The following is a 22842-nucleotide window of genomic DNA, read 5'->3' as shown; positions in this document are numbered from 1 at the left end:
ATTATTTTGATTGAATAATGGTATACCTGATTTCATTTCATGAAATCATATAAAAATTGATTTATTCATCTTTAATACAACGTACAGAAAAACCAGCTGCACGAGAATAACTAGAGGTATACGCATCATTAATTGTAATACGTAAATTACGCGATGAAACGCCATCAACAGTACTGCTCCAATAACGACCAGTAACACCAACATTGTTAAGTAATCCATCATTGTATATGCGAGCTCCTGCTGTAGGCAATTTTAAAGGGCTGTTAAAAGCTCCAGCAGCATCATTAGTTGAAAACTGTAATCTTTCATTTCCTAATTCTGCTTCTGTTGGTAGTCTATAACCTGTAGGACACGGGTCGTTAGCTCCATTTTGCCATAAATTATCTTCACTTGCATAATCTGTCCAGTTATTATCTGTAGCAGTTGTTGTAAGAATGTAATCTCCATGACCAGGGTTTGAACTAGTTGCTGTCGTGGTAGTTGTACCTGAAGACCCAGCAGCAGGTGTAGAATCATTTGGCAATACAGAAGTATCTCTTACCACCACTTGATGGCCATCAGCAGATCTACCCCATTGGTACAAATCACCATACGCATTATAATCTGTACTAGATGTAGCTACTTGTATTGCGCCTAAATTTTTATCCAGCCATATTTTACCTGTGGTGCTTAATACTTCACCTGAAGCCAAACCGGTTGGAGAACCTGTATTTGAAATACTTTTAAAGCTTGTTCCATCATAAAAATAGATGCCTTTTGGGGAACAGTCTGAACAAAATACTATTAATCCTTCTGCTGGGGAAACAATGCCATTCATTTGTGTTTCTGTTAAACGTGGTGGCAAAAAACCTTTATTTGTTGAACTTACGTCTAGTGCTGCCGAAGCATGTGGAGTTTCTGTGCCTATTCCCACTTGGGTAAAGGCTGTTAACGTTGTTGCCATAAACATGGCTGCAATTACTTTATTCATTATCCTTGTTTTTTTAATTTAAAAACCTCTTAAGTTATTAATATTATTCTATTAATATTTTTTTAATAATCTGTTGTTGTCCTTTATTGAAATTAAATCGTATTAAATACATTCCTTGATCAACTTTAGGTTTCACTAAAGAGTTAACCCCCATATTTACAGGCACATTGTAATAGGTTTGTATTTTTTTACCTCTAACATCATAGATATCTATACTTAATTGTTCTATACCATTGGGCAACTGGTAGTTCAGGGTATTAGTCAAACTATTTACTGGATTGGGGTACAACACAAAATCTTTTACATTAAAGTCTTCAGTACCTAAAGATGCTGTTTGAGCCGCAAAACTTGCAACACCAGAAAGGGTATCATTCCATTCGCTTCCAGACCAATATACTATTACAGGCGAAGAAACACTTGGTTCACTATTATACTGTGTTCCAGATAAAGGTGTTGCAGTAAATGTCGATACATCTCCTGTAAAAGTATAAACTTCATTATCTGCCAATATTCTAAGAACACCAAGATTTACCGTTTCATTACGTCCTGTGGCCGGGTCTGTAGTCGCACTGTAAAATATTGTTGCTGCTCCTGTAGTGACTACATTAGGAACCCTCGATTCCGCAGATGGCCCAATTGAAATGTTATAAGTTCCCCCTTCTGTAATTGCTACTGGTCCATTTACATAATTTCCATCATCATGCACAAAATTCTCACTAATAGAGAATGTCCCCCCATTATTATTATTAATAACACCAGACACAAAAGTACCTCCAGAATAGTGTATTTCAGCTCCACTAGCTACGTACACTTGGGCTATAAGCCCACTTGGTATTACAATAAACAACAAGCACATATACTTGTTCATAATTGTTTTTTTCATATACAAATCGTTTTTAACATTTTATAATAAACTTAAAACCAACAAGGGTTTTATTAATAATAGCTCTCTAGAATTTCTTATCTTTCAACAAGACACCCTGAAGTTCTTCTAGGGTCTTTCCTTTGGTTTCAGGCATCATAAAAATCACAAAAATCAATTGTAAAACCATCATACATGCAAAAAATGCAAATACAGCTCCGGCTCCTATTGTAGAAAACAATACTGGAACCAATGATGGCACTATAGCAGCTAAAACCCAATGTACAGAACTTCCAAATGACTGCCCAGAACCTCTTAGGTGATTTGGAAAAATCTCAGAAATAAATACCCAAATAACAGTACCTTGTCCTATGGCATGTGCCGCAATGAAAAGAAATAAAAATATTGGAATATAATTAGCTTCCCAATTAAATAAAAATGCCAAAGAGACTAACGATAACGAGATAATGTACGCTATGGATCCCATGTACATTAACTGCTTTCTTCCTAATTTATCTATTAAATAAACTCCTAAGAGGGTAAAGATTAAATTTGTGACACCAACTCCTATACTGCTCAATAAGGCTGAACTCTCCTCTAGACCTGCTTCTGTAAAAATTCGTGGAGCATAATACAACAAAGCGTTAATACCTGATAATTGGTTGAAAAATGAAATCAAAAAAGCAAGAAGTACAGGGAATTTATATTTTTTTATAAAAATGGATTCATTGGGTACGGTCTTATCCATTTCGTTCTTTATCTCTTTAATCAGTTTATCCGAATCTTCATTAGGGTTGGTTATTTTCAAAACCTCTTGAGCCTCTACTACCCTATATTTGGTCAGTAACCATCTTGGGCTTTTTGGTAATTTTAAAGCCAATAGCGTATAAACTACTGCAGGAAATGCTTCCACTCCTACCATCCACCTCCAATCGTTATCCCCAACTCCATTTAATAAGTAATTAGACCCAAATGCTACTAGAATTCCAAATACAATATTGAATTGGTATAAGCTTACTAATTTCCCCCTATCTTTCGCAGGAGCGATTTCTGAAATATATGCGGGAGCAGCTATAGTTGAGGCTCCAACCCCTAACCCACCTATAAATCTAAATATCGCAAAAGTGATAGGATCATTTGCCAAACCAGACCCAATAGCTGATATGGCATATAGAACCCCAATCCAAACCAAAGTTTTTTTCCGTCCCAATTTATCAGTTGGTATGCCTCCAAAAAAAGCGCCTACAACAGTTCCCCATAATGCCATTCCAATAACAACAACACCATGAAACATATCGCCAGATTCCCATAAAGTTTGTAATTTTTTTTCAGCTCCAGAAATTACCACAGTATCAAATCCAAACAAAAAACCGGCTAGTGCTGCTGTTATGGACCACAATAATATTTTTTTATTCATATTATATTTTTTTATATTTCAATCAATATAACCACTAAGCACATAGGCCCAATGCTTGTATCCTTCAGCAGTTAAATGCAATCCATCATATGTATATTTTTCTTCTAACTTCCCTTCTTCGTCCAAAAAATTAGAATACAAATCGATGAGATATACATTTTCTTCCTTTGCTATCTGTTTTAATTTTTCATTTATACGAAGTATTTTTTCATCTTTGTTATAATGTGCTTTATGCCTGTCAAAATCTTTGTTTACAGGTAAAAGCGTTTGTAAATATATCTTGGTATTAGGTGCATGTGTTTTTAGGTATCTCACGATTTTTAAATGGTTTGTAGAGGTTATGGAATCTGGTATGTTCCTTGCTACATCATTAATTCCAATAAGTAAAAAAACTTTTGCAGGGTTCCCTTCTGCTATCTCTTCTATTCTCTCCAAAACACCAAATGTAATATCACCCGATATACCCCTGTTTTGAACCTTTGAATTCCCCAAAAGTTCCTTCCATTCTACACCTGCCGTAATACTATTTCCTAAAAAAATAATATCATCATTAGAATTTGGAAACATGTTAAACTGTGCCACACGAAGTTTATAACTACGCGGTCTGTATGTACTATCCCATTCTACATTTTGTGTTTGGGCCATACATAGACCACAGAACATAAATAAAATAATTGAGTTTATAATTTTCATTCTTTCTTCTTTTTATAAATACCTTATTTCTTGATAAATTTCACCGTCTCAGTTTTGTTTAAATACTGAAACTTTGCAATGTATAAACCAGGTGATAATGACTTACGGATAGGGTACATGTTAGATCCTGAAAACACTTCTATATTTTGCTTAAATTTTAAAAGACCTGACAAATCATATATGTATACAGTAGCTTTATTGTTTGCATTAGCCTCAAACAAAAGACTTGTTTGTTCGTCATTCGACAAGACTTTAAAACTTTCAACATTACTTGTTTCTTGCATTTCGGTTGTTTGACTTGCACAACAGCCTAAAGTTGTCTCACTTCTAAAAATGGATATATCGTCAATACTAAGGCGCCCAATAGTTGTAGCCTCAAGTCCTACTTTATTTATCCTAAAACGAACATTGCCTTGAATGTCTGTTAAAAATACGGCTTGCTTTTTTGTTTTCTCTATAGCCGAAATTGTATCCCCTATTTGGCTCCATGTACTTCCTTGATCTGTAGAATACTCAAGTATCCATTCACTAGGTACATCACCAGAAGCTCCGTAAGAGCTATACCAAACCACTACTTTGGATGCCCCATGTGGTACATCAAAAAGCATCTCGAGATAAGAGGGTGCTGTATTTGAACCACGCATTCTGCCAGCATAAACACCACTTGATGGCCTATCATTGGCTGTGTTCTGCAATACAGTCTCTTCAAATAACCATGCTCCAGTTTGTAATGTTACGTTGCCTGCCGCATAAAGTGTTTTTGGAGCTGTCGCATTTTCAAAATCCTCGGGAAACTCCCAATATAGTTCTCCTTTATCTGTCTGTCTAGCTTGTACATTTGTATTCACTGCAAAGTGATCGGACGGAAAATGGTCTCCATTGTATGTGTCGGTATAAACCTCATACGTATTCGCCTTAAAATGATTGGTTAGAAAGATATGATCGATACGTTCAACGTCATCAAGTTTATTCACATTAAAACTATTAAAAGTGCCTTGATAAGGGTTTATTTGATTATGGGCCAAATCATAGGCATTTTTAACAATGCCATTATTGTTTATATCAATGTAAAGCGAGTCGAACTGATCAATATTTAAATCTCCTGTAAAAATTACCGGATCGTCACATGCCATAGTATTCATTTTATTGAATATCAAATTAACCCCTTCCTCTCTTGCAACTACACCAACATGATCCAAATGTGTATTAAAAAAGTAAAAATGCAGCCCAGAAATATTATCCGTAAATTCTCCCCAAGTACAAATCCTTATGTGTTGTGCATCCCAACCATAACTGATTACGTCTGGGGTTTCAGAAAGCCAAAAGGTACCTGTATCGTGCAATGTAAACCGTTCCACATTATATACAATAGGTGAATAATATCCATCTGTTCCTCCTTCTGTTGTTTCTCCAATCAAAGTATGCTCAGGAAGCAGAGGCATAAGCTCATTAGACATGTTATAAGATATCTCTTGTACACCAAATATGTCCATATTATGGTTTTTAATAAGGTTGGCTATGTGTGGGTAACGCGTTTCCCATAAATCTAAAGCATCTATGGTGTTTGCATATCTTACATTATATGTTCCTGCATTGAACTGTGGTGTTATTGTCTGGCTTATACCACCATGAACTTCTAAACTGTTGACCACAGCCCCAGAAACGTGACGCCCAATGGCAAAGGTGCCTGTATCGGTTGTATTACCCCAGGCATACAAACGAAAGGTCACAGTTGTTCCATAGGTTAAATTTTGTAAGGCAGCTATTGAGCCTAGGTCTATTTCAGGCTGATCTATCCCATCATAGCCACTTGTAAATGGAACATTTCCCGTTCCCATATCTGTAAAATTAACGCCGTCTAAACTATAGCTCCATCTATATGCATTGCACCCTGAGTTGCTTCTTCTTAACCTCACATTTAATGAGGTCAACGAAGCGGTACTGCCTTCCTTAGGAGACAGTGCAAACTCATAATAATTGCTATTTGTTAACGCATCGCTTTTAGTCCCGTTAAGGGGAAGAAAGTTCCTTGCCGTAAAACCTCTACTTAATCCTGTATTACTATCTTCGGGAATTCCTGACCCTCTATTTAATGTTGAACTGTAAACTCCTAAATTATTGGATGTAGATGGGTAACTCTCTTCATTACCACTAGAGTTTGGAAGGGCAAATTGAAATCCAATCAATGACTCATCTCCATTGCGGACTACCCTACCTCCTATAGACAGACTAGGGCTTGTATCTCCCGATGAAAAGCGTCCAAAAGCAACAGTACTTGTAGATGTTGTAGCTCCCCATAAATATAGTCGCAATGTTATAGTCGTACCAAAAGAAAGGTTTTGTAAAGCGTCTATGTTAGATAACATCACTTCTGTTTGGTAAGCACCGTTTGTATCTGTTGGATCAAAAGGAACATCGGTTGTATTGGCATTTAAAAATGTGGTACCATCCAAACTATACATCCACCTATAAAAACTCGCTCCTGAACTACTCCTTCTCAGTTTTGCATCAATGTTATACAATGAAACCGTATACCCCGGCTGAACAGAAAAAGAGACTTCATAATAATCATTATTATTAATCGCATCGGACATAGTCCCATTAATTGTAAAATCACTGGAAGAGAATCCCCGGGATAAACCAATTGGTAAAATCCCACTGCCTCTTGTTAGTGGGTTTGCTGTTATGTGTGGGTTAACATGGGTTGGAGCATAAGATCCCTCATCTCCACTTGAAATTGGATCTCCAAACTGCCATGACAGTAGTTGGGCACTTGTGGTTACTGTGCTAAGAACCAAGCTTAACAGTAGAATGGTTTTTTTCATAATATTTGGTTTAGTTATTTAGTTTATTTTTTGGATATGTGGTAGTTTACCAAACTATAAACGGGCTTTTGAATAAACTCTCCCACAATGAACCCTTGCTCTTTTAATAATTCTTTTATCTGCTCTTTTGCAAAAAATGCTATCGAACCAACAAAATGAACTGGATAATTCTTTAATTCTTCCTTAAACAACATAAGGTGGGTTTTTACAAACAGTTTTAAAGCATCTTCTAAAAGTGCTTTCATAAATGGTTCTTCAATGTTATCGAATAGAAACCTAGCAAATGAAGATAAATAGGCATTCACATTTGCCTTTTTGTAAAGTTTCTTTTTTACTTTGACCGGGTTTGGATTATACTCCATACTAAATCTATGAGCCAAATGCTCCGGCATTTGATTAAAATAATAAGCCCTTAACAATTGTTTCCCAATAAAATTACCACTCGCATCATCCATTAAGGTAAAACCCATTGGGGGCATTCTTGTTATTATTTCATTTCCATTATAAAAACAACAATTAGATCCTGTTCCAAGAATACAAACTATTGCAGGTGTTTTAGTACATGAATGGACCGCTGCAGCTAAATCTTCTTTAACCGTAATTTCATTAGCTTTTGTAAAATATTTCTTAAACCCTTCTTTAAGGGCTTTTTGTTGTTCTTCAAACCCACATCCAGCACCATAAAAGTATATTTTATTGATGTCGTTCTTGTTTGATGACAACTCTAAAGAACCTTGTAATATTTTTAAGATTTTTGTTTTAGATAATAATGATGGGTTTACCCCCTTTGTTTTTGCTCTTAATTGAATATTACCATTGCAATCTACACCTAACCAATCACATTTGGTAGATCCACCATCTGCTATTAATATCATAGTTTAACACTTTTTTAATCATATGACCAGTTATTTACTTCTTATTAGTTTCAAAAAGCACCATAGGCTTAGCCCAGTAACATCAACTAATTTTTAAGGAAGTTTTTAAAAATGGTACCTTATTAATTTGAAAACCAACCATTAATAAGGCACCTTTTTAATTAACTAAACTAACTCTAATAAATACTTATACTATTTATTGTTGGCGTTCCCCGCACCTTCTTTTAACTGTATATCCAATATTATCGGAAAATGGTCTGAAGGGAATTTTCCACTTGAATACGTATTTAGATCCAGTTCATAGGTAATGACCGTGAAGTTCTTTGATAATAAAACATGGTCAATCCTTTCATCGGTTTGTTTCGCCTTTCCAAAGCCATTAAAAGTTCCCGTATTTTCATTCTTTAGGTCAAGCGCTATATCATAAGCATTATAAAATTCTGGATACTTATTAAACTCCTCATACCACTTGCTTCGTTGTCCTATATTAAAATCTCCGGTAAGTACAACTGGCTTATTGCCTGCTATGTTCTTTATCTGCTCAAAAATAAGGTGAATACTATTTGCTCTAGCTATATCTCCCTTGTGGTCAAAATGTGTGTTAAAGAAATAAAATATAAAGCCTGATTCTTTATCACAAAACTTTGCCCAACTACATAGTCTCTCAAATGCAGCATCCCACCCCTTGCTTAATTTTTCTGGGGTTTCAGATAACCAAAAATCGCCTGAATCCAATAAGATAAACTTCTCTCTTTTATACCATATGGCTGAATGCTCTCCTTCTCTTGCACCTTCTCTACCAAGCCCCGTATATTCGTAATCGGGCATGGATCTTAATAAATCGGAAAGTTGCCCAAAAAGCCCTTCTTGTATGCCGAATACATCTATATTGTGTTTTTTTATTACGTCTACAATATGTGGATACCTATCTTCCCAGGCATTATCCGGTCTGTCACCTTCGTTATCGTACCGTAAATTGTAGGAAGCTATACGATAATTCTGCGCCTGAAGTGTAACTGAGATAGCTATACTTATAATAATTAACAGAAATGTTTTTTTCATTTGAGATTTAATTAATCTTTAACATTAGATGTATGCTTATTGTTTTTTCCGCGCATTGGCCACGCATCTTCTGCCAAGCCTTCTGCAAACATTTCAAAAGCATAAAGATTACCATCATAGGCTCCAATGTATACCGTGCCATCATCTCCGATGGATACTCCAGACCATATTCTGTTTCCAGTAAGATATTTATATTTTAAAGTTCCATCTGGATTAACAGCATAAAAATAATTGTCTGCAGATCCGAAATAAATAGTTCCATTTTTATCTACAGCAGGTGAGCAATCTATAATTCCACCCACAGTAAATGTCCATAGTAGGTTTCCACTAGAGGCATCAATCGCAAGCAAATTATTGGTATCTTTAGTCCCTACATAAACAGTTCCATTTGCTATTACAGGAGAACTTACTTCTATTCTTCCAAATGTTGGAAGATGCCATTTTATTGAACCGTCATCTGGATTAAAGGCATATACAGAACCATCTGTACCTCCTTGACCTACCGCAACAATTACGGTACCATCAGTATCAATAGCTGGACATAATTGGGAATTACCACCTATGTTAGCCGACCATTTTTCGGTACCATCTGGATTTAATGCATAGAAATTATCATCATCAGAGGCAAAAAATATGGTACCATCAGAACCAATTGCTGGTGATGATTTCACATTGTTTGTCGTTTCAAAAACCCATTTTCTGCTACCATCTGGGTTTATGGCATATAAATTATCCTCATCTGATCCTAAATATAAGGTACCATCATCAGCTATTGCTGGTGTTGAATAATTAACATTATTATCAACCGACGATATCCATTTTTGTGTACCGTCTGGATTTATGGCATGTAAATTATCATCTCTGGAAGCTACGTAAATAGTGCCATCAGTTCCAATAGAAGCTGAAGCATATGAATAATCTGTAAACTCTGTATATTCCCATTTTAAAGTACCGTCTGGATTAATAGCATAAAATTTATTGTCGCTTCTTGCACAAATATAAATAGTGCCATCATCTGCCAACGCAGGTGCTTGAGGTCTTACCTCTGCTCCAATTGCGAAGGTCCATTTTACTCCCCAAACATATAAATCTGTTTCGGTCACATAAACAAGTCCTGCATCATCTGTTACCGTCATCTTTACATTATAAATGCCTGGCGTATCATAAGTGTGTTCTGGGTTTTCCATTTCAGAAGCGTTTCCATCTCCAAAATCCCAAGCCCATGTTACAGCAGTATTCGTACTTAAAAATGCTGGATTATATGTAAAGTCTATTGTTTGCCCGCTCATAGTAACCTCACTTGTTGTAAAAGGTTCTACAGGACCTGGTATAACTTGGGAAACAACCTCAACAGGAGAAGCTATCCCATCATATACAACTGATAATGTTACGGTATATTCTTCGAAATTTTGAAGCTCTGTAATTTGATAAATAGCGATATTTTCATCTAATAATACGCCGGTTTCTCCTCCTGGAGTCCAGGATAAGTAATACCCGCTAATATCTGATCTATTAGGTTTTTCCCATCTTGCTATAACAAATTCATTCCCCGGATATACTTGAAGATTAAGTTCATCGGGTAAAAAAACTGAAACAGGAACTTTTAAAGATTTTTCATCTTCACTAATTATAGATTCAATCCAAATTTTATGTTCTGTATTGACCTCTAGACCTGTAATTTCATAAGAAGTAATGCTTCCATCGAGATCAGCTACCAATACGTCAGCTACATAAATTCTGTATCCAATGGGGGTACCCTTACTTGGTTTGTCCCAAGATAACTGTACTTTTTCATGTGCCACTTGAAATTCAATGTTTTCTACAACCAGCCTTTTAGCTTCTATTGGCGGAACACTATCATTTTCACAACCAAAAATGGCTAGTGCTACAACCATTGTTAGTACTATCTTTTTGAGTATTTCTTTCATGTTTAATGATTATTTAGTTAAAATTCTTTATGATATAATGCTTTTCTAATTATTTATAAAAAGGGCTTCTATAGGGCTCTTATCACTTGCATTTGGTAAGGGAATGTCAAGTATAAAAGCTATAGTAGGTGCTACTTGCGTGATACGATAGGGCTTTACCGATATACCTTGTGGAATATCCCAACCGTACCAAAGCAGAGGCACATGGGTATCACTGTTATAGGCAGTACTGTGAGTAGTGCCATAGTTTCTACTAGCCATCCAACCTGAGTACATGTGGTATATAATATCACCCGATTCATTAGGATCAAAACTGTTTCTAATTAATTCTCCAATGGAACTATTAGCCAAAGTCCAGCTGTTTAAACTTGGTGCATAAACCTCTTTTACACCTGGTATCTTTTTTAAAAAAGATACCGCTTCATTTATAAGGGTTTCTTTTGGTATTTGTACTTCATCAGTAAAGTATAATTGGGTATTGTCTAAATATGCTACATAATCGGCAGTCCCATATACTTCTGATAAATGGTTGTTTAACCCGGTCTTTATATCTTGTACACTAAAAAACTCACCTGGTAAATGATTCGATTCTAAAAATTGTGGATGGTCGCTCGCACCATGATCAGCGGTTAAAAACAGCAAATAATTACCTTTTCCAACTTGGTCATCTAAAACCTTTAAAAGTTGAGCTATTTCACGGTCCATACGTACATAGGTATCTTCCAATTCTTTGGATCGAATTCCAAAAGCATGTCCTACATAATCGGTACTGGAATAGCTAATAGCTAAAAAATCGGTTTCAGGACCTTTTCCCAACTTCTCTCCTTTAAGTGTTGCCTGAACCATTTTCGTTAGCAAACTATTTCCAAAAGGTGTTTCTGTAAGCAATGCATAATTACCGTTGCTTTTTCTTAATTCTTTTAGATTATAGGGGAATGTGCTTTTCTTCCTTCCTTTAAGGATTTTTTCAAAATCATCATCATCTGCATTGCTATTTATATATTGATTTATTGGTAACAAGGGAGCCCAAGTTGAATTAAGCAACGAATCTGCTTTTTTGCTCTTATTAAATGCCACCAACCAGTTTGGCAGTGTTTTGGTATAATAAGAACTAGTTATAAAATCTCCAGTCTTATTATTATACCAATAAGCGGCATTAGCCAAGTGTCCAGCTGGGGAAATAGCGCTTCTATCTTTAATGGATACCCCTATAACTTTCGAACGACCATTGGAAAAAAGCTTAAGTTCATCAGTAATAGTGGTCGTTTTTATGTTTTTTGGCGATCTGGAAAACCGATGGTTTACAGTTGATGTATCTATCCCCAAATTGTTTACTAAAAATACAGTAGTGTCTTCTACACAATACATTTTTCTTTTCAGCCTCCTATTATACCAATCGTTTGATACAATACCATGATTGGTTGGAGTAGTGCCGGTATAGATACTGGCATGGCCTAAACAAGTTGCTGTTGGAATGTAATTGTAATGCGTGTTTTTTGCATTAAAGCCATCTTTCATTAATCTTTTAAAACCATCATCACCAAAGTTCGCTTTAAACCTATTTAAATATTCGGCACGCATTTGATCTAAAATCACTCCCACAACCAGTTTTGGCTTTTCTTGATGTTGGATTTTTTTGGCTGTTTGAGCATTTATGCCCATACCCAAAAAAAGTAAAACATGGATTGTAAAGTATTTTATTATGTCTTTTTTTAGATTCATTTTTCGTTTTGCTTATGGCTTTAAAGCCATACATTACTATTTTTAATGATGTATTTATCCCTTATAATCATTCTTTTTTACAGGAATGTTATTCTTAAAAACTGTCTTTATGTTTAGGTTTTTTGTTTTTCTAGCCTGTGAATTTTTGCTTTTTTATGAACCTAGCAGTTAATTCGTTAAAGTGATAAAACAGTTAATACAGGAAAATGATCGGAAGGATAATAATTGCCTTCATAATCTGGAATAACTTTATAAGCATTGCACGAAGTTACATTCCTAGTAAAAACATGATCTATTTTCTCTCCTGAAGTGAGAGGACCAACATCCATACCCGTTTTTGTATACGAAGGTCCACTAGGTGAGGTTTGAGACACACTTTTAGTATCAATAAAATGTATTGGATCTATTTCATTAGTCATTATATTATATGAGGTGTCTCGATTGGGGTCTGAATTAAAATCACCAACTACAGCAACACTTTCACCTTCTTCTATGATCTCCTCAACTTTGCTCATTAAAAGTGATGCTTGTTGCTTACGAATATTATCATTTAATGAGAAGTGAGTATTGAATATGTAAACAACCTCGCCATTATCAACATTTTCTTTGAACTTGCCCCATACACAATTTCTAAAATGTGTATCACTCGTACCTTCACCAAATCCAACATTAGGAGTATCAGGGTCATTTGAAAACCAAAAGACCCCTTTTTCTAAAACGTCAAAGCGTTCTGCATTATAAAAAATAGAATTTACAATCTCGTCTGGAGTTGGAGAATTGTTTTCAGATTTACCACTTTCTGTTCCATAACCAAAATAGCTAAGCGATGTTTGATCCTTGATATATTTGGCTTGGTGTGAAAAGGCTTCTTGAACTCCAATGAAATCGGGGTTATGCCTGTTTATCAGGTTTACTAAACTTACCCGCCTTGTCGACCACTGCCTAGACCCAGTTTGTCCTTTGTCATTTAAAACATTGTACGTCATAACATTGACTACACCACCAACATTGGTCGCATCTGTAGTTGTTTTAGAACTTTTTTCTGGAATCACAGGTGTGTCATCACCGCCACCACCAGAATCACTACTACAATGGCACAAAACAACAACGCATAGCGCAAAAAATAGTTTTTTAATAATTTTCGAAAACATAGCTTATAATATTTAATTTTTTAAATTATCCTTCTTTGTTGTGCTAATCAGTTATAAATAGACTTTAAACCGCATAACACATTAATTAAAATCCTGTACTATCTGTCCAACCTGGGTTTTGGGTTAAAACTCCTCTTGAACGTACACGCTCGTCTGCTGGTATAGGCCATAAGTAATCTCGACCTTCTTCCCAAATTAAATTATTGTTTGGATAGGCAAAAACATACCCTGAAGTCCCATCAGACAGTATCAAATCAACGCCAGCTTGCAAACTAGTTCCACCTGATATAGTTTCTGGTGTTCCAGACCAAATCACCAAATCATCAGAACCATTGTTATCCATGTCGTAAGTATCTAACCCAGGGAAATAACAGCCATAAAAAGGTCGGGTAAACAATTGCCCTTCTTTCCAACGAAGTAAATCATATTCCCGGTAACCTTCTAAAGCCAACTCAATAGTTCGCTCACGACGAATTTCTAAAATAACTCCCATATTGTCTCCTTGTGTTACATTCGTATAATAGGATACTAAAAATGGATCGGGTGTCGTATTTGCCGCTGTTAAAATTAAGTTAGGCATATTTACACGAGCACGAAGCTTATTGATTGACATGTCTATATCTGATTGATTGATTGTTCCCAATTCAGCTTTAGCTTCAGCATAATTGAGGTAGACTTCAGCAGTTCTAAACAGTGGCCAATCGGCTATTCCTTTATTATTACCATCATAATCTGGAGTGGATACAAATTTTATACTTGGGTATCCTGTTAATGACGCAAGGTTGTTTATGGTAGGTGTTGAAGTCCCTTTCTGTATGTAACCTGGTGTTAGAACAGTTTGGGCTAAACGTGGGTCTCGATTTTGGATTTCATCTGGAAAAATCATTGTTTCCCATCCTGATTGTGAACTGAAACGCTCCCCATTGGTCATTAAATAATGATTCATAAAATTTCGGGTAAACCCTTGTTTATCTCTATCTAAGCCAAATTGTACACTATTCATTACTAATGCTACAGAGCTATAAACCCTTGCAAGAATAACTTCCTGATTGATAGCTTCATCACTTATAAACAAATCTCTATAAGGCTCAGCTCCTTGGTTATAAATTGAATAACCACTATTCTGGATGAAATCCAATCCTGCATCAGCTACATGTTGTAAATATTTTTCCCAATCACTTAGACCATGGTATTTACGAAATGTACCCTCATACAATGCCATTCTTGTTTTTAAGGCTAATGCTGTCCATTTGGTAACCCTAACGGAGCTTTTAGTTGCTGGTAGTAATTCTATAGCTCTATCTATATCTTCGATGACCTTGTCCATTACAAAACCACGGTCATCTCGAGGTTTAAAAAGAAGGTCTTCATCGGCAGATCCCAGTACTTGATCATACCAAGGCACATCGCCATAACGTCTTACTTTTATAAAATAAAAATAAGCACGCATAAAATAGGCAACTCCATCAAAGTGCTGTCTTGCTGTTTCATCAGGACAATTAGACGAATTTTGGAGATAATAATTTATGTCTCTTAACCTACCCCAAGTCCATCCATCTTCACTTGAAGCATCACGTCTGCCTTCCATTAAAGAGCCCAAGTTTATATCTATATTAACATCGGAGTTTGAGCCAACTGATCCATTTGCCCCTGCAAGCTGTGTATAAAATTGATTAGTCCAAAGTTCCAACTCTTCAGCGGAAGAAAAAAAAGTATCTGGACTTAATGAATCTTCTGGAACCAATGTTAAATCTGAACATCCCCAATAAAAGAATGTAAATAACATTAGTATAATAGCCTTTATTTTTTTCATCTTAAATTATTTTATATTTTATTACATTGATATGTTAACACCTAAAGAAATTGTTTTAGAATAAAAATACCCTAGTCCTGTATTTGCATCGTAAGTAGCATTGGTATTTGTAAGTTCTGGATCAATTGTTAAAGTATGACGCTTTAATTTACTCCAGTAAAACAGATTTTCTCCAGTAGCATATACCTTAACTTTGTCTAAACCTTTTAACTTAAATGGAATTGTATATCCAATAGTCAAGTTTTTTAGTCTTAAGTATGATACATCTTGAAGATATCTATCCGATATAACATTTAAAGAACTACCAGCATATGCTTGATAGCCTCGTGGTCTTGGAAAATAGGCATTAGGGGTTTCTTCAGTCCAATATTTAGAAGCAAAATCTTTATGTATAAAAGATGCTCCTGGATATGCAAAAGGCCCCCAAAGATCTGTTGTTTCCGGTTTTGCAAACCAATCTTGTTTTGCCACCCCTTGGAAGAAGGCCGATATTTCAAAGCCTTTCCAGTTTGCGCCAATTCTAAAAGAATAAGAATAGCGTGGTAAACTATTTCCAACTATTCTCTTATCTCCTGAATCACTTACAGTACCTGAACCTTCATTAATAACGTTATCTCCATTAAGATCTATAAACTCGACATCTCCTGCTTGTAAGTAATTGTTTACCGATCCACTATACACTCTCCTATTTACAGCGCTATCATCTATTGCAGCTTGATAAGCTGCAGCATATTCATCACTTGCAAATAATCCTGCTACTTTATACCCCCACATTTCACCTAGTGTTTGACCAACATAAAATTCATCTATTAATTTATCTGGATTATTGTATTTAGTAACTTTTGTTACGTAATCCCCTAAAGTAAATCCTACATTATATTTAAAAGGCTTTTCTCCCAAATTAAACTGATCTTTCCATGAAAGGTCTAATTCCCATCCTTTAGTTTGTAGATTTGCTGTATTAGCCGTAGGCGTATCAGCACCATATACTGCAGGAAGTGTTAATGACTGTTGCAACATATCTTTTGTATCTCTTATATAATAATCGTATGTTAAGTTTAAACGATTATTTAAGAAAGATAAATCCAGCCCCGCATTAAGCATAGATACGGTTTCCCATGTTAAAGAAGAAGAAATAGGATCGGATATTCCTGCTCTACTTGCTCTTGAAATTCCATCAAAAGTATAATCCATTTGAATATTAGGTGATATTTCATCAAAAGTGGCATAATTGTCGACTTGCTGATTACCTAAACTTCCATAAGATAATCTAAGCTTACTGTTGTTTATTATTGGGGTTATTCCTTTCCAGAAACCTTCCTCGCTCATTCTCCATCCTAATGATGCAGAAGGAAAGAAGCCCCATTGTTCTCCTTTTCTAAATCTAGATGTTCCGTCAAAACGCCCACTAACCTCAAAAAGATATTTCCCTTTATAATCATAATTTAAGCGTCCAAAGAAACCTAAGTTCTTAAATGCATTTATCGATTGTGCTAATTCTATTTCTCCAGCCCCTACTGCGAATGTGCTTAAATCTTCATTTAACAAGTCATATTGTCTTACCGACAAATCTGTATTTCGGTACTCTTCATATTGAGTTCCAACAACCACTTTTAAGTTATGATTATCGTTCAAATAAGGGTTATATGTGGTATACAAGTTTATGTTATGATTATTTCTGCCTCTATGCTGTTCTCTGTAATAATCATAAATAGAACCTGCCTGATAGGTATTAAACACATTTAGCTCATCAGAATATTCAAATGTATTACTACGGTATTTTATTAACCTATTTTCATATTTATATGCATAATTCATTGTAACCGATAAATCTTTCCTTAAATCAAAATCAAATTGATTTGATATAATAAAAGTCTTTGTGCCTCTAGAATTTCGTGAATTATCTGCAGTTAAAAATCCTCCATGACCACCACCTATAGGAGAACCTGGCAGGAATTGAGTGGGATACTGTACTATGGATCCGTCTGGATTTCTTGGCACAAATGATGCTATGGCTTTTCTTGACAATTCACTAACTGTTCCCTGTTCTAGAAATCTTCCTGCGTATTTATAAATTCTGTTGGAATAGGTAATACTACTAGTGTATCGAAGCCATGGCTTAATCTCTGTTTTTAAATTTGTTCGAAAGGTTCCTAAAGTCATATTATCATGGTAAATATTATATATACCATCCTGCTTCATTTGCCTTCCACTTACAAAATAGGTTGTTTTGTCATTGCCTCCACTAATTGAAATATTATGTTCATTTTCAGGACGCGTTTTTCGGTAGAAATAATTAAACCAATCAAAATTACCATAATATCTATATTTATTATCGTCACCTACAACAACCCATGGGCGGTCTGGATGCTCAACCCTATCATTTCTCCTATCGTATAGCATTTGCATTTCTTCAGCATTATAGTCTAGCATTTGTCTTCCTTCGTGTGCTTCATAAAATTGATTTACGATACTAACATGGTCATAGCCCGTAGTTATAAAATCCGTTGATGTTGTATTTTGAGCAAACCCTGTTCTAGTATTAAAATTAATCTTAACCTTATTATTAGTATTTTTTCCTGATTTTGTAGTAATAAGAATAACACCTGCCGATGCTCTGGCTCCATATATTGCAGCACTTGAAATATCCTTTAGAACAGAAATAGATTCGATATCATTTGGGTTTATTTGGTTTAAATTTACCTCTATACCATCTGCAATAACCAAAGGGTTGGATCTATTCAAGGATGCAGACCCCCTTACATCTATATTGTATCCAGAATCCAACACGCCTGTATTAAAAGTAAGGTTCACGGAAGGATCAGCTCCTTGTAAAGCTTTTGCAAGATCTATAACGGGCCTATCATTGATTTCTTCCGCAGTTATAACCCCCACAGCCCCTGTTAAATTAACCTTTTTTTGTGCACCATAACCAACAATAACAATCTCATCTAATTGCGCTGTATCCTCTTCTAAAGTTATAGTAAACGAGGTTTTTCCATTAACAGGAATTTCTTTAGTAACAAAACCAATGTAAGTGACAACAAGTATAGCATCTTGGTCACGCACCGTTAAAGAAAAGTTCCCATCAAAATCTGTTTGGGCTCCATTATTGTCAACCTCTTTTTCAACTATATTGGCTCCTGCCAAAGGAAGACCCGTTTGGTCTCTGATTGTGCCAGACACCTCATACCCCTGCAAACTATTTATCGATGCTTTTTCCTGTGAATCAATTTCTTGAATAATAATTACGCCTTCATCATTTAGTTTATATTTAACATTACTACCAGAGAAGCTTTTTTTCAACAACTCTGTTATAAGTATTTCTCCTTTTTTTAATTGCACTTTTGGTGCATCTTTAAAAATCTTTTTTCGATAAATAAAATTATAGTTTGTTTGGTTCTTAATAATCTCAAAAACCTTATCAACAGTAACAGTTTGGTCTTCTGTGATCTTTATTTTGTCTTGTGAGAAAGATTTATCAGTTGAGAGACTAAAAACGGTTGTACACAATAGAAATATAAATGTTCTCATAATATTAACTAGATTCGTTTTTTGAAAACAACAACGAACTAGTATTAAATTAATTTTCATAAATTTACTTTGTTTAATTAGACATTAGTTTAGTTATACAAGATGAAGGGACGAAATTGAGCCACGACCAAATGTTCATTTCGCTCCCTTTTTTTATTTTATTTATTACCTTAAGTTGCACTCTTTATTCACTACCAATATAATTATTTTTGACTGGGAAATTTTTCAGTCCCTAAAAACTTATTTTCCCCTGAGGAATATTTTCTTTAAATAAATACCATTATTATCTTGAATTCTTACAAAATAAATACCGGTTGATAAGTTTGTTAAATCAATCTCTTTATTATTTAATAAACTTTCACTTGCTATTTCCTTTCCTAATACTGAATACATTTTAAGATTAGCATTAGAATCCTCTAACCCTTTTACTTTTAGTGTATTGTATTTAGTTTGGTAAATTAATAAATCTTGTGATATTCTATTTTCCTTAGTGCTTAAAGTAGTTCCATCTGCATTAAATAAGCCTGGTGAATACTTTACCGGATTAGTTGCTATAGTAGTGTGAAATACAAATGCTCCTGAAATATCAGGGTTTCTTGCAAAAGACCCATCGGAAAGGTTTGGTGTAGCACCAAATACATGTTGTAACAATATATCTCCTACACCATTGTAAAGTGTTACCGTATCACCACCATTATTAAGAGCAAAACTGCCCGTACTTGCTGTTTGCACTAAACCACTAATACCAGTTGGAGTTCCTCCACCAAATATTACTATAGATCCTCCTGCTGGAATTGTTGTAGAAAGAAACACATGTCTCATTTCTGCACCATCGTGAATCTCATAATTTGAAATATCTATACTCGAACCACTGTTATTAATGATCTCAATAAACTCATCTTCTGAAGAACTACTTGTTCCATCTCCATTAGCGTCACTGTCCGGTCTAGTTAAAACTTCATTAATTACTAAAAAGTCATCATCTTGAATAAAAATAGTATGTGTATCTTTCAACAACGTACTACCTGTTGAGGTCGTTTCAGACATAACCAACACTAAAGACTCTAATTCACCAGTATCGGCATCGTCATGAATGTCAACTAAAATATTTTGTGTTCCATTCCCTGTAAAAGTAAGCGTACTCGTATTTAAAGTATAATCTCCTGCATCTGCTGTACTAGAACCATCTACAGAAACACTTAAGGAAACATTACTACCTGAATAGCCCAGCAACGTTACTGGAATTGATATTGATTGTGTAGCATCTGTTTCTTCTAAGTTTGTGGTAATAGTATCAAAACCCACAGATGGAGGCACCCCATCTATAATACGAAAATCATCAATAGCAATGTCTTCCTCTCCAGAAGTGAGTGTAAATGTTATTAACACATCCATTACAGTTCCTGTACCTAAAGGTGCTGTAAATTCTGCAAAAGCACTTGTAAGGTTTTGTGTACCATCATTAGTGCCATCAAAATCTGCATCCAATCCAGGAGTTCGATTACTAGCGGAATTGTCTGCAGCAAATTGCAATACTTTAGTAAACGTACCACTATTATCATAATCAACAGCAATTGAAACCATATCTTCAGGATCCCAATCTCCTAATCCATCATCTGCTTGGTCTTCTGCAGCAAGAAGCGACAATGCTAAACTTGTATATCCTGATATATTAATATCATCAAACAATAACGTTTGAGTAATATTTCCACAATCTCCATCTAAATCTTGAGCTGCAAAAAAGTAATCTCCTTCCTTATCAGATACCTCGTAGTTTGAACTTATATCTGAACCATTTGTTCTGATAAAAAAATCGCTATCCCCGTCATTACAATTTTCTACAGATTGTGTTGCTGAATTGCCTGTTTCAAAATTTTCCTGAAAAACAGTTGTTTGGGCGTTAACAATAAAAGTTGTTAAGCATACTAAAATAAATAGTGTAATTTTTGTCATTCTGTTTTAGTTTTAAATGTTTAGTCATAGTTAATTATATAAAATAGACAACACCTTTATTATTGCCTTATCTCAAAATCCCTTTAGTTGAGTATTACTTTTTTACCATAGACTTCATAATTATTTATTGTTCCTGAATTTTTCATTGTTTTTAAAATGTTTTCTATGCCTTTATCTTTACTAAAAAGACCAACGAACTCCTCCTCTTTCTTATCAATTCCATTTTCAAAAGTTACATCTACATCATACCAGCGAGACAAAACCTTCATAACTTCTTGAAGCGTCTTTCCATTAAAACTAAATACACCTTCTTTCCATGAAATCTCATTATACACATCAACTTCATTAACAGAAATAGAATTATCTAAAAGATTTAGTTTTGATTGCTGATTTGGCTTTAATACTTTATTTGTTTGTGCAGAAGACACTGACACCCTACCTTCTACAAGAGTTGTATATATGGTTGTTTCATCTTTATATGCCTTTATATTAAACTCAGTACCCAATACCTCTATATCCTGCTTTTGATTTCTTACCACAAATTTTGAACCTTCGTGCTCGGTACTTGGTGACACATCAAAATAGGCTTCACCATAAACAAGCTCTACTTGTCGTATTTCTCCTTTTATAAAACTAATTGGGTATTTTAACTGTGTTTCTGAATTTAACCATACTTTAGTACCGTCCGATAGCTTAATGTTAAATTGCCCTCCTCTTGGTATTGTTAAATAATTGTATGCTATTTCGGATGAGGTTCTCTGTCCAGACTTATAAATTATCTGTTCGCCATTGCTACTAGCTTCATTAGTGTTGTATGATTCTCCCTTTTCCAAAACAATATGGGATCCATCATCTAAAGTCAAAGTAGCTTTGTTTGTACCTGGTTCAATTGTATCAATATTAACTATTACCGGAACAACTTTTTCTGTAGAACCGAAATAATTGATTTTTATTAAATAGACTGAAAATAAAATTCCAATAATTGTTGCAGCAACTGCATACTTAATCCAAGGCGTTCTTTGTAATGGAATAACTGCCGGGTCTTTTTTAAGTACTTTATCCTCAATAGCTTCCCAAGCTTTGTCTTTGTTGATTGATGAATACTGTTCTACCTTGTCCATTAAGGACTCTATTTTAATATCCTTTAAAAATGGATATTGAACACTGAATTTATTGAACTGATTTTTATCGGCTTCATTTAAAACCTTCAAATACTTTTTAATAATTAGTTTTGATATCGTAAAAAAATCAATCATTCCGTTAAATTATTTATTTATATAACAACCATGTTTTAATAAGGTACTATTAAAAAGTACTTTTTTTTAGGAAATAAATAAATTAAAAGGGGTAAAAATCAGAAAATATCAATATAACACTCTTGAAAACAAATTATTAGAAGATTATCTGTGGAGTGCTTTTTTTTATTTTTTTTAAAATTTATTTTGGGTATTAAGGACTATTCTAATTAGTCCATCAATAAAAAGTAGATAAAAGTGCTTAACTCTGCAAATTGTTCCCTCAGAATTTTATACGATTGAGACTTTAATGTTTTGACCGTTTGGAGTTTTATACCTAACTCTTCAGCAATCTCATTATTTTTTAAACCTTTAAGGCTTAACTTTATGATCTCTTTTTTTCTTTCTGGCAGTTTTTCAATAGCTTTATATAAATGGTTTACAATTTCTTCCTCTACTATTTGTTTTAAAAAAAGATTATCATCCTCAATAGCATGTTTAATATTTTCAGCATATTTATTTTTTACTTTGTTATGCTTTATAATATTATAGCATTTATTACGAACAACTTTATATAAATAGGCTTTTAATGAAACTTCATCAGGAAATTTCACCTCCTTTTCCCATAGTTCGACAAAAACATCTTGAACCAAATCTTCACATGCATCCATAGAAAATATAAACCTCTTTGCATACACCACCAAAGACTCATAATGTGAATAAAATATTTTCTTTAAATCTTTACTACTCAAAAAATTGTTATCTAGTTCTTTCACAAAAATATGCTATGATTGGGAGTCAA

At 34.6% G+C, this 22842-nt stretch carries 15 protein-coding genes; all 15 read right to left on the bottom strand.

What is annotated here, in order from left to right:
* Positions 1–61: 61 nt before the first annotated feature.
* Positions 62–970, bottom strand: coding sequence for an FISUMP domain-containing protein (locus tag PQO00_RS09710; protein WP_274184651.1), 909 nt, complete (start codon positions 968–970; stop codon positions 62–64).
* A 43-nt stretch (positions 971–1013) separates the two neighbouring features.
* A complete protein-coding gene (locus tag PQO00_RS09705; protein WP_274184650.1) occupies positions 1014–1853 on the bottom strand; it encodes a T9SS type A sorting domain-containing protein in 840 nt (279 codons plus the stop codon).
* A gap of 67 nt (positions 1854–1920) precedes the next feature.
* Positions 1921–3249 (bottom strand): sugar porter family MFS transporter, encoded by a 1329-nt coding sequence (locus tag PQO00_RS09700; RefSeq protein WP_274184649.1) that lies wholly within the window; start codon positions 3247–3249, stop codon positions 1921–1923.
* A gap of 18 nt (positions 3250–3267) precedes the next feature.
* The gene (locus PQO00_RS09695; RefSeq protein WP_274184648.1) at positions 3268–3942 is read right to left on the bottom strand and encodes a GDSL-type esterase/lipase family protein; all 675 of its coding nucleotides are present in this window, start codon (positions 3940–3942) and stop codon (positions 3268–3270) included.
* 23 nt (positions 3943–3965) lie between these two features.
* Positions 3966–6767, bottom strand: a complete 2802-nt coding sequence (locus PQO00_RS09690; protein WP_274184647.1) for an endonuclease/exonuclease/phosphatase family protein — start codon at positions 6765–6767, stop codon at positions 3966–3968.
* 23 nt (positions 6768–6790) lie between these two features.
* Positions 6791–7642 carry an N-acetylglucosamine kinase gene (locus PQO00_RS09685; RefSeq protein ID WP_274184646.1) on the bottom strand — a complete coding sequence of 284 codons (852 nt, stop codon included), beginning with the start codon at positions 7640–7642 and terminating at the stop codon, positions 6791–6793.
* A gap of 192 nt (positions 7643–7834) precedes the next feature.
* Positions 7835–8704, bottom strand: a complete 870-nt coding sequence (locus PQO00_RS09680) for an endonuclease/exonuclease/phosphatase family protein (RefSeq protein WP_274184645.1) — start codon at positions 8702–8704, stop codon at positions 7835–7837.
* Positions 8705–8715: 11 nt separating this feature from the next.
* Positions 8716–10632, bottom strand: coding sequence for a PQQ-binding-like beta-propeller repeat protein (locus PQO00_RS09675; protein ID WP_274184644.1), 1917 nt, complete (start codon positions 10630–10632; stop codon positions 8716–8718).
* Positions 10633–10677: 45 nt separating this feature from the next.
* Positions 10678–12354, bottom strand: a complete 1677-nt coding sequence (gene pafA / locus PQO00_RS09670) for an alkaline phosphatase PafA (RefSeq protein WP_274184643.1) — start codon at positions 12352–12354, stop codon at positions 10678–10680.
* A 176-nt stretch (positions 12355–12530) separates the two neighbouring features.
* Positions 12531–13505, bottom strand: coding sequence for an endonuclease/exonuclease/phosphatase family protein (locus PQO00_RS09665; protein WP_274184642.1), 975 nt, complete (start codon positions 13503–13505; stop codon positions 12531–12533).
* A gap of 85 nt (positions 13506–13590) precedes the next feature.
* On the bottom strand, positions 13591–15318 hold the full coding sequence (locus tag PQO00_RS09660) for a RagB/SusD family nutrient uptake outer membrane protein (RefSeq protein ID WP_274184641.1): 1728 nt from the start codon (positions 15316–15318) through the stop codon (positions 13591–13593).
* A gap of 21 nt (positions 15319–15339) precedes the next feature.
* Positions 15340–18852, bottom strand: coding sequence for a TonB-dependent receptor (locus tag PQO00_RS09655; RefSeq protein ID WP_274184640.1), 3513 nt, complete (start codon positions 18850–18852; stop codon positions 15340–15342).
* A 240-nt stretch (positions 18853–19092) separates the two neighbouring features.
* Complete coding sequence (locus PQO00_RS09650) at positions 19093–20805, bottom strand: lamin tail domain-containing protein (protein ID WP_274184639.1); 1713 nt, start codon at positions 20803–20805, stop codon at positions 19093–19095.
* An 83-nt stretch (positions 20806–20888) separates the two neighbouring features.
* Positions 20889–22061, bottom strand: coding sequence for a FecR family protein (locus tag PQO00_RS09645; RefSeq protein WP_274184638.1), 1173 nt, complete (start codon positions 22059–22061; stop codon positions 20889–20891).
* 209 nt (positions 22062–22270) lie between these two features.
* On the bottom strand, positions 22271–22816 hold the full coding sequence (locus PQO00_RS09640; RefSeq protein WP_274184637.1) for an RNA polymerase sigma-70 factor: 546 nt from the start codon (positions 22814–22816) through the stop codon (positions 22271–22273).
* Positions 22817–22842: the final 26 nt, after the last annotated feature.

Source organism: Flavivirga sp. 57AJ16 (assembly GCF_028736925.1).
Classification (GTDB): domain Bacteria; phylum Bacteroidota; class Bacteroidia; order Flavobacteriales; family Flavobacteriaceae; genus Flavivirga.
Note: the sequence above shows the minus strand (reverse complement) of the source record. Positions and strands in the feature narration are given on the sequence as shown.

Bases quoted from the DNA above. Each gene is read 5' to 3' on its own strand.
- PQO00_RS09710 (WP_274184651.1), bottom strand. From the start codon at position 970: ATGAATAAAGTAATTGCAGCCATGTTTATGGCAACAACGTTAACAGCC.
- PQO00_RS09705 (WP_274184650.1), bottom strand. From the start codon at position 1,853: ATGAAAAAAACAATTATGAACAAGTATATGTGCTTGTTGTTTATTGTA.
- PQO00_RS09700 (WP_274184649.1), bottom strand. From the start codon at position 3,249: ATGAATAAAAAAATATTATTGTGGTCCATAACAGCAGCACTAGCCGGT.
- PQO00_RS09695 (WP_274184648.1), bottom strand. From the start codon at position 3,942: ATGAAAATTATAAACTCAATTATTTTATTTATGTTCTGTGGTCTATGT.
- PQO00_RS09690 (WP_274184647.1), bottom strand. From the start codon at position 6,767: ATGAAAAAAACCATTCTACTGTTAAGCTTGGTTCTTAGCACAGTAACC.
- PQO00_RS09685 (WP_274184646.1), bottom strand. From the start codon at position 7,642: ATGATATTAATAGCAGATGGTGGATCTACCAAATGTGATTGGTTAGGT.
- PQO00_RS09680 (WP_274184645.1), bottom strand. From the start codon at position 8,704: ATGAAAAAAACATTTCTGTTAATTATTATAAGTATAGCTATCTCAGTT.
- PQO00_RS09675 (WP_274184644.1), bottom strand. From the start codon at position 10,632: ATGAAAGAAATACTCAAAAAGATAGTACTAACAATGGTTGTAGCACTA.
- pafA (WP_274184643.1), bottom strand. From the start codon at position 12,354: ATGAATCTAAAAAAAGACATAATAAAATACTTTACAATCCATGTTTTA.
- PQO00_RS09665 (WP_274184642.1), bottom strand. From the start codon at position 13,505: ATGTTTTCGAAAATTATTAAAAAACTATTTTTTGCGCTATGCGTTGTT.
- PQO00_RS09660 (WP_274184641.1), bottom strand. From the start codon at position 15,318: ATGAAAAAAATAAAGGCTATTATACTAATGTTATTTACATTCTTTTAT.
- PQO00_RS09655 (WP_274184640.1), bottom strand. From the start codon at position 18,852: ATGAGAACATTTATATTTCTATTGTGTACAACCGTTTTTAGTCTCTCA.
- PQO00_RS09650 (WP_274184639.1), bottom strand. From the start codon at position 20,805: ATGACAAAAATTACACTATTTATTTTAGTATGCTTAACAACTTTTATT.
- PQO00_RS09645 (WP_274184638.1), bottom strand. From the start codon at position 22,061: ATGATTGATTTTTTTACGATATCAAAACTAATTATTAAAAAGTATTTG.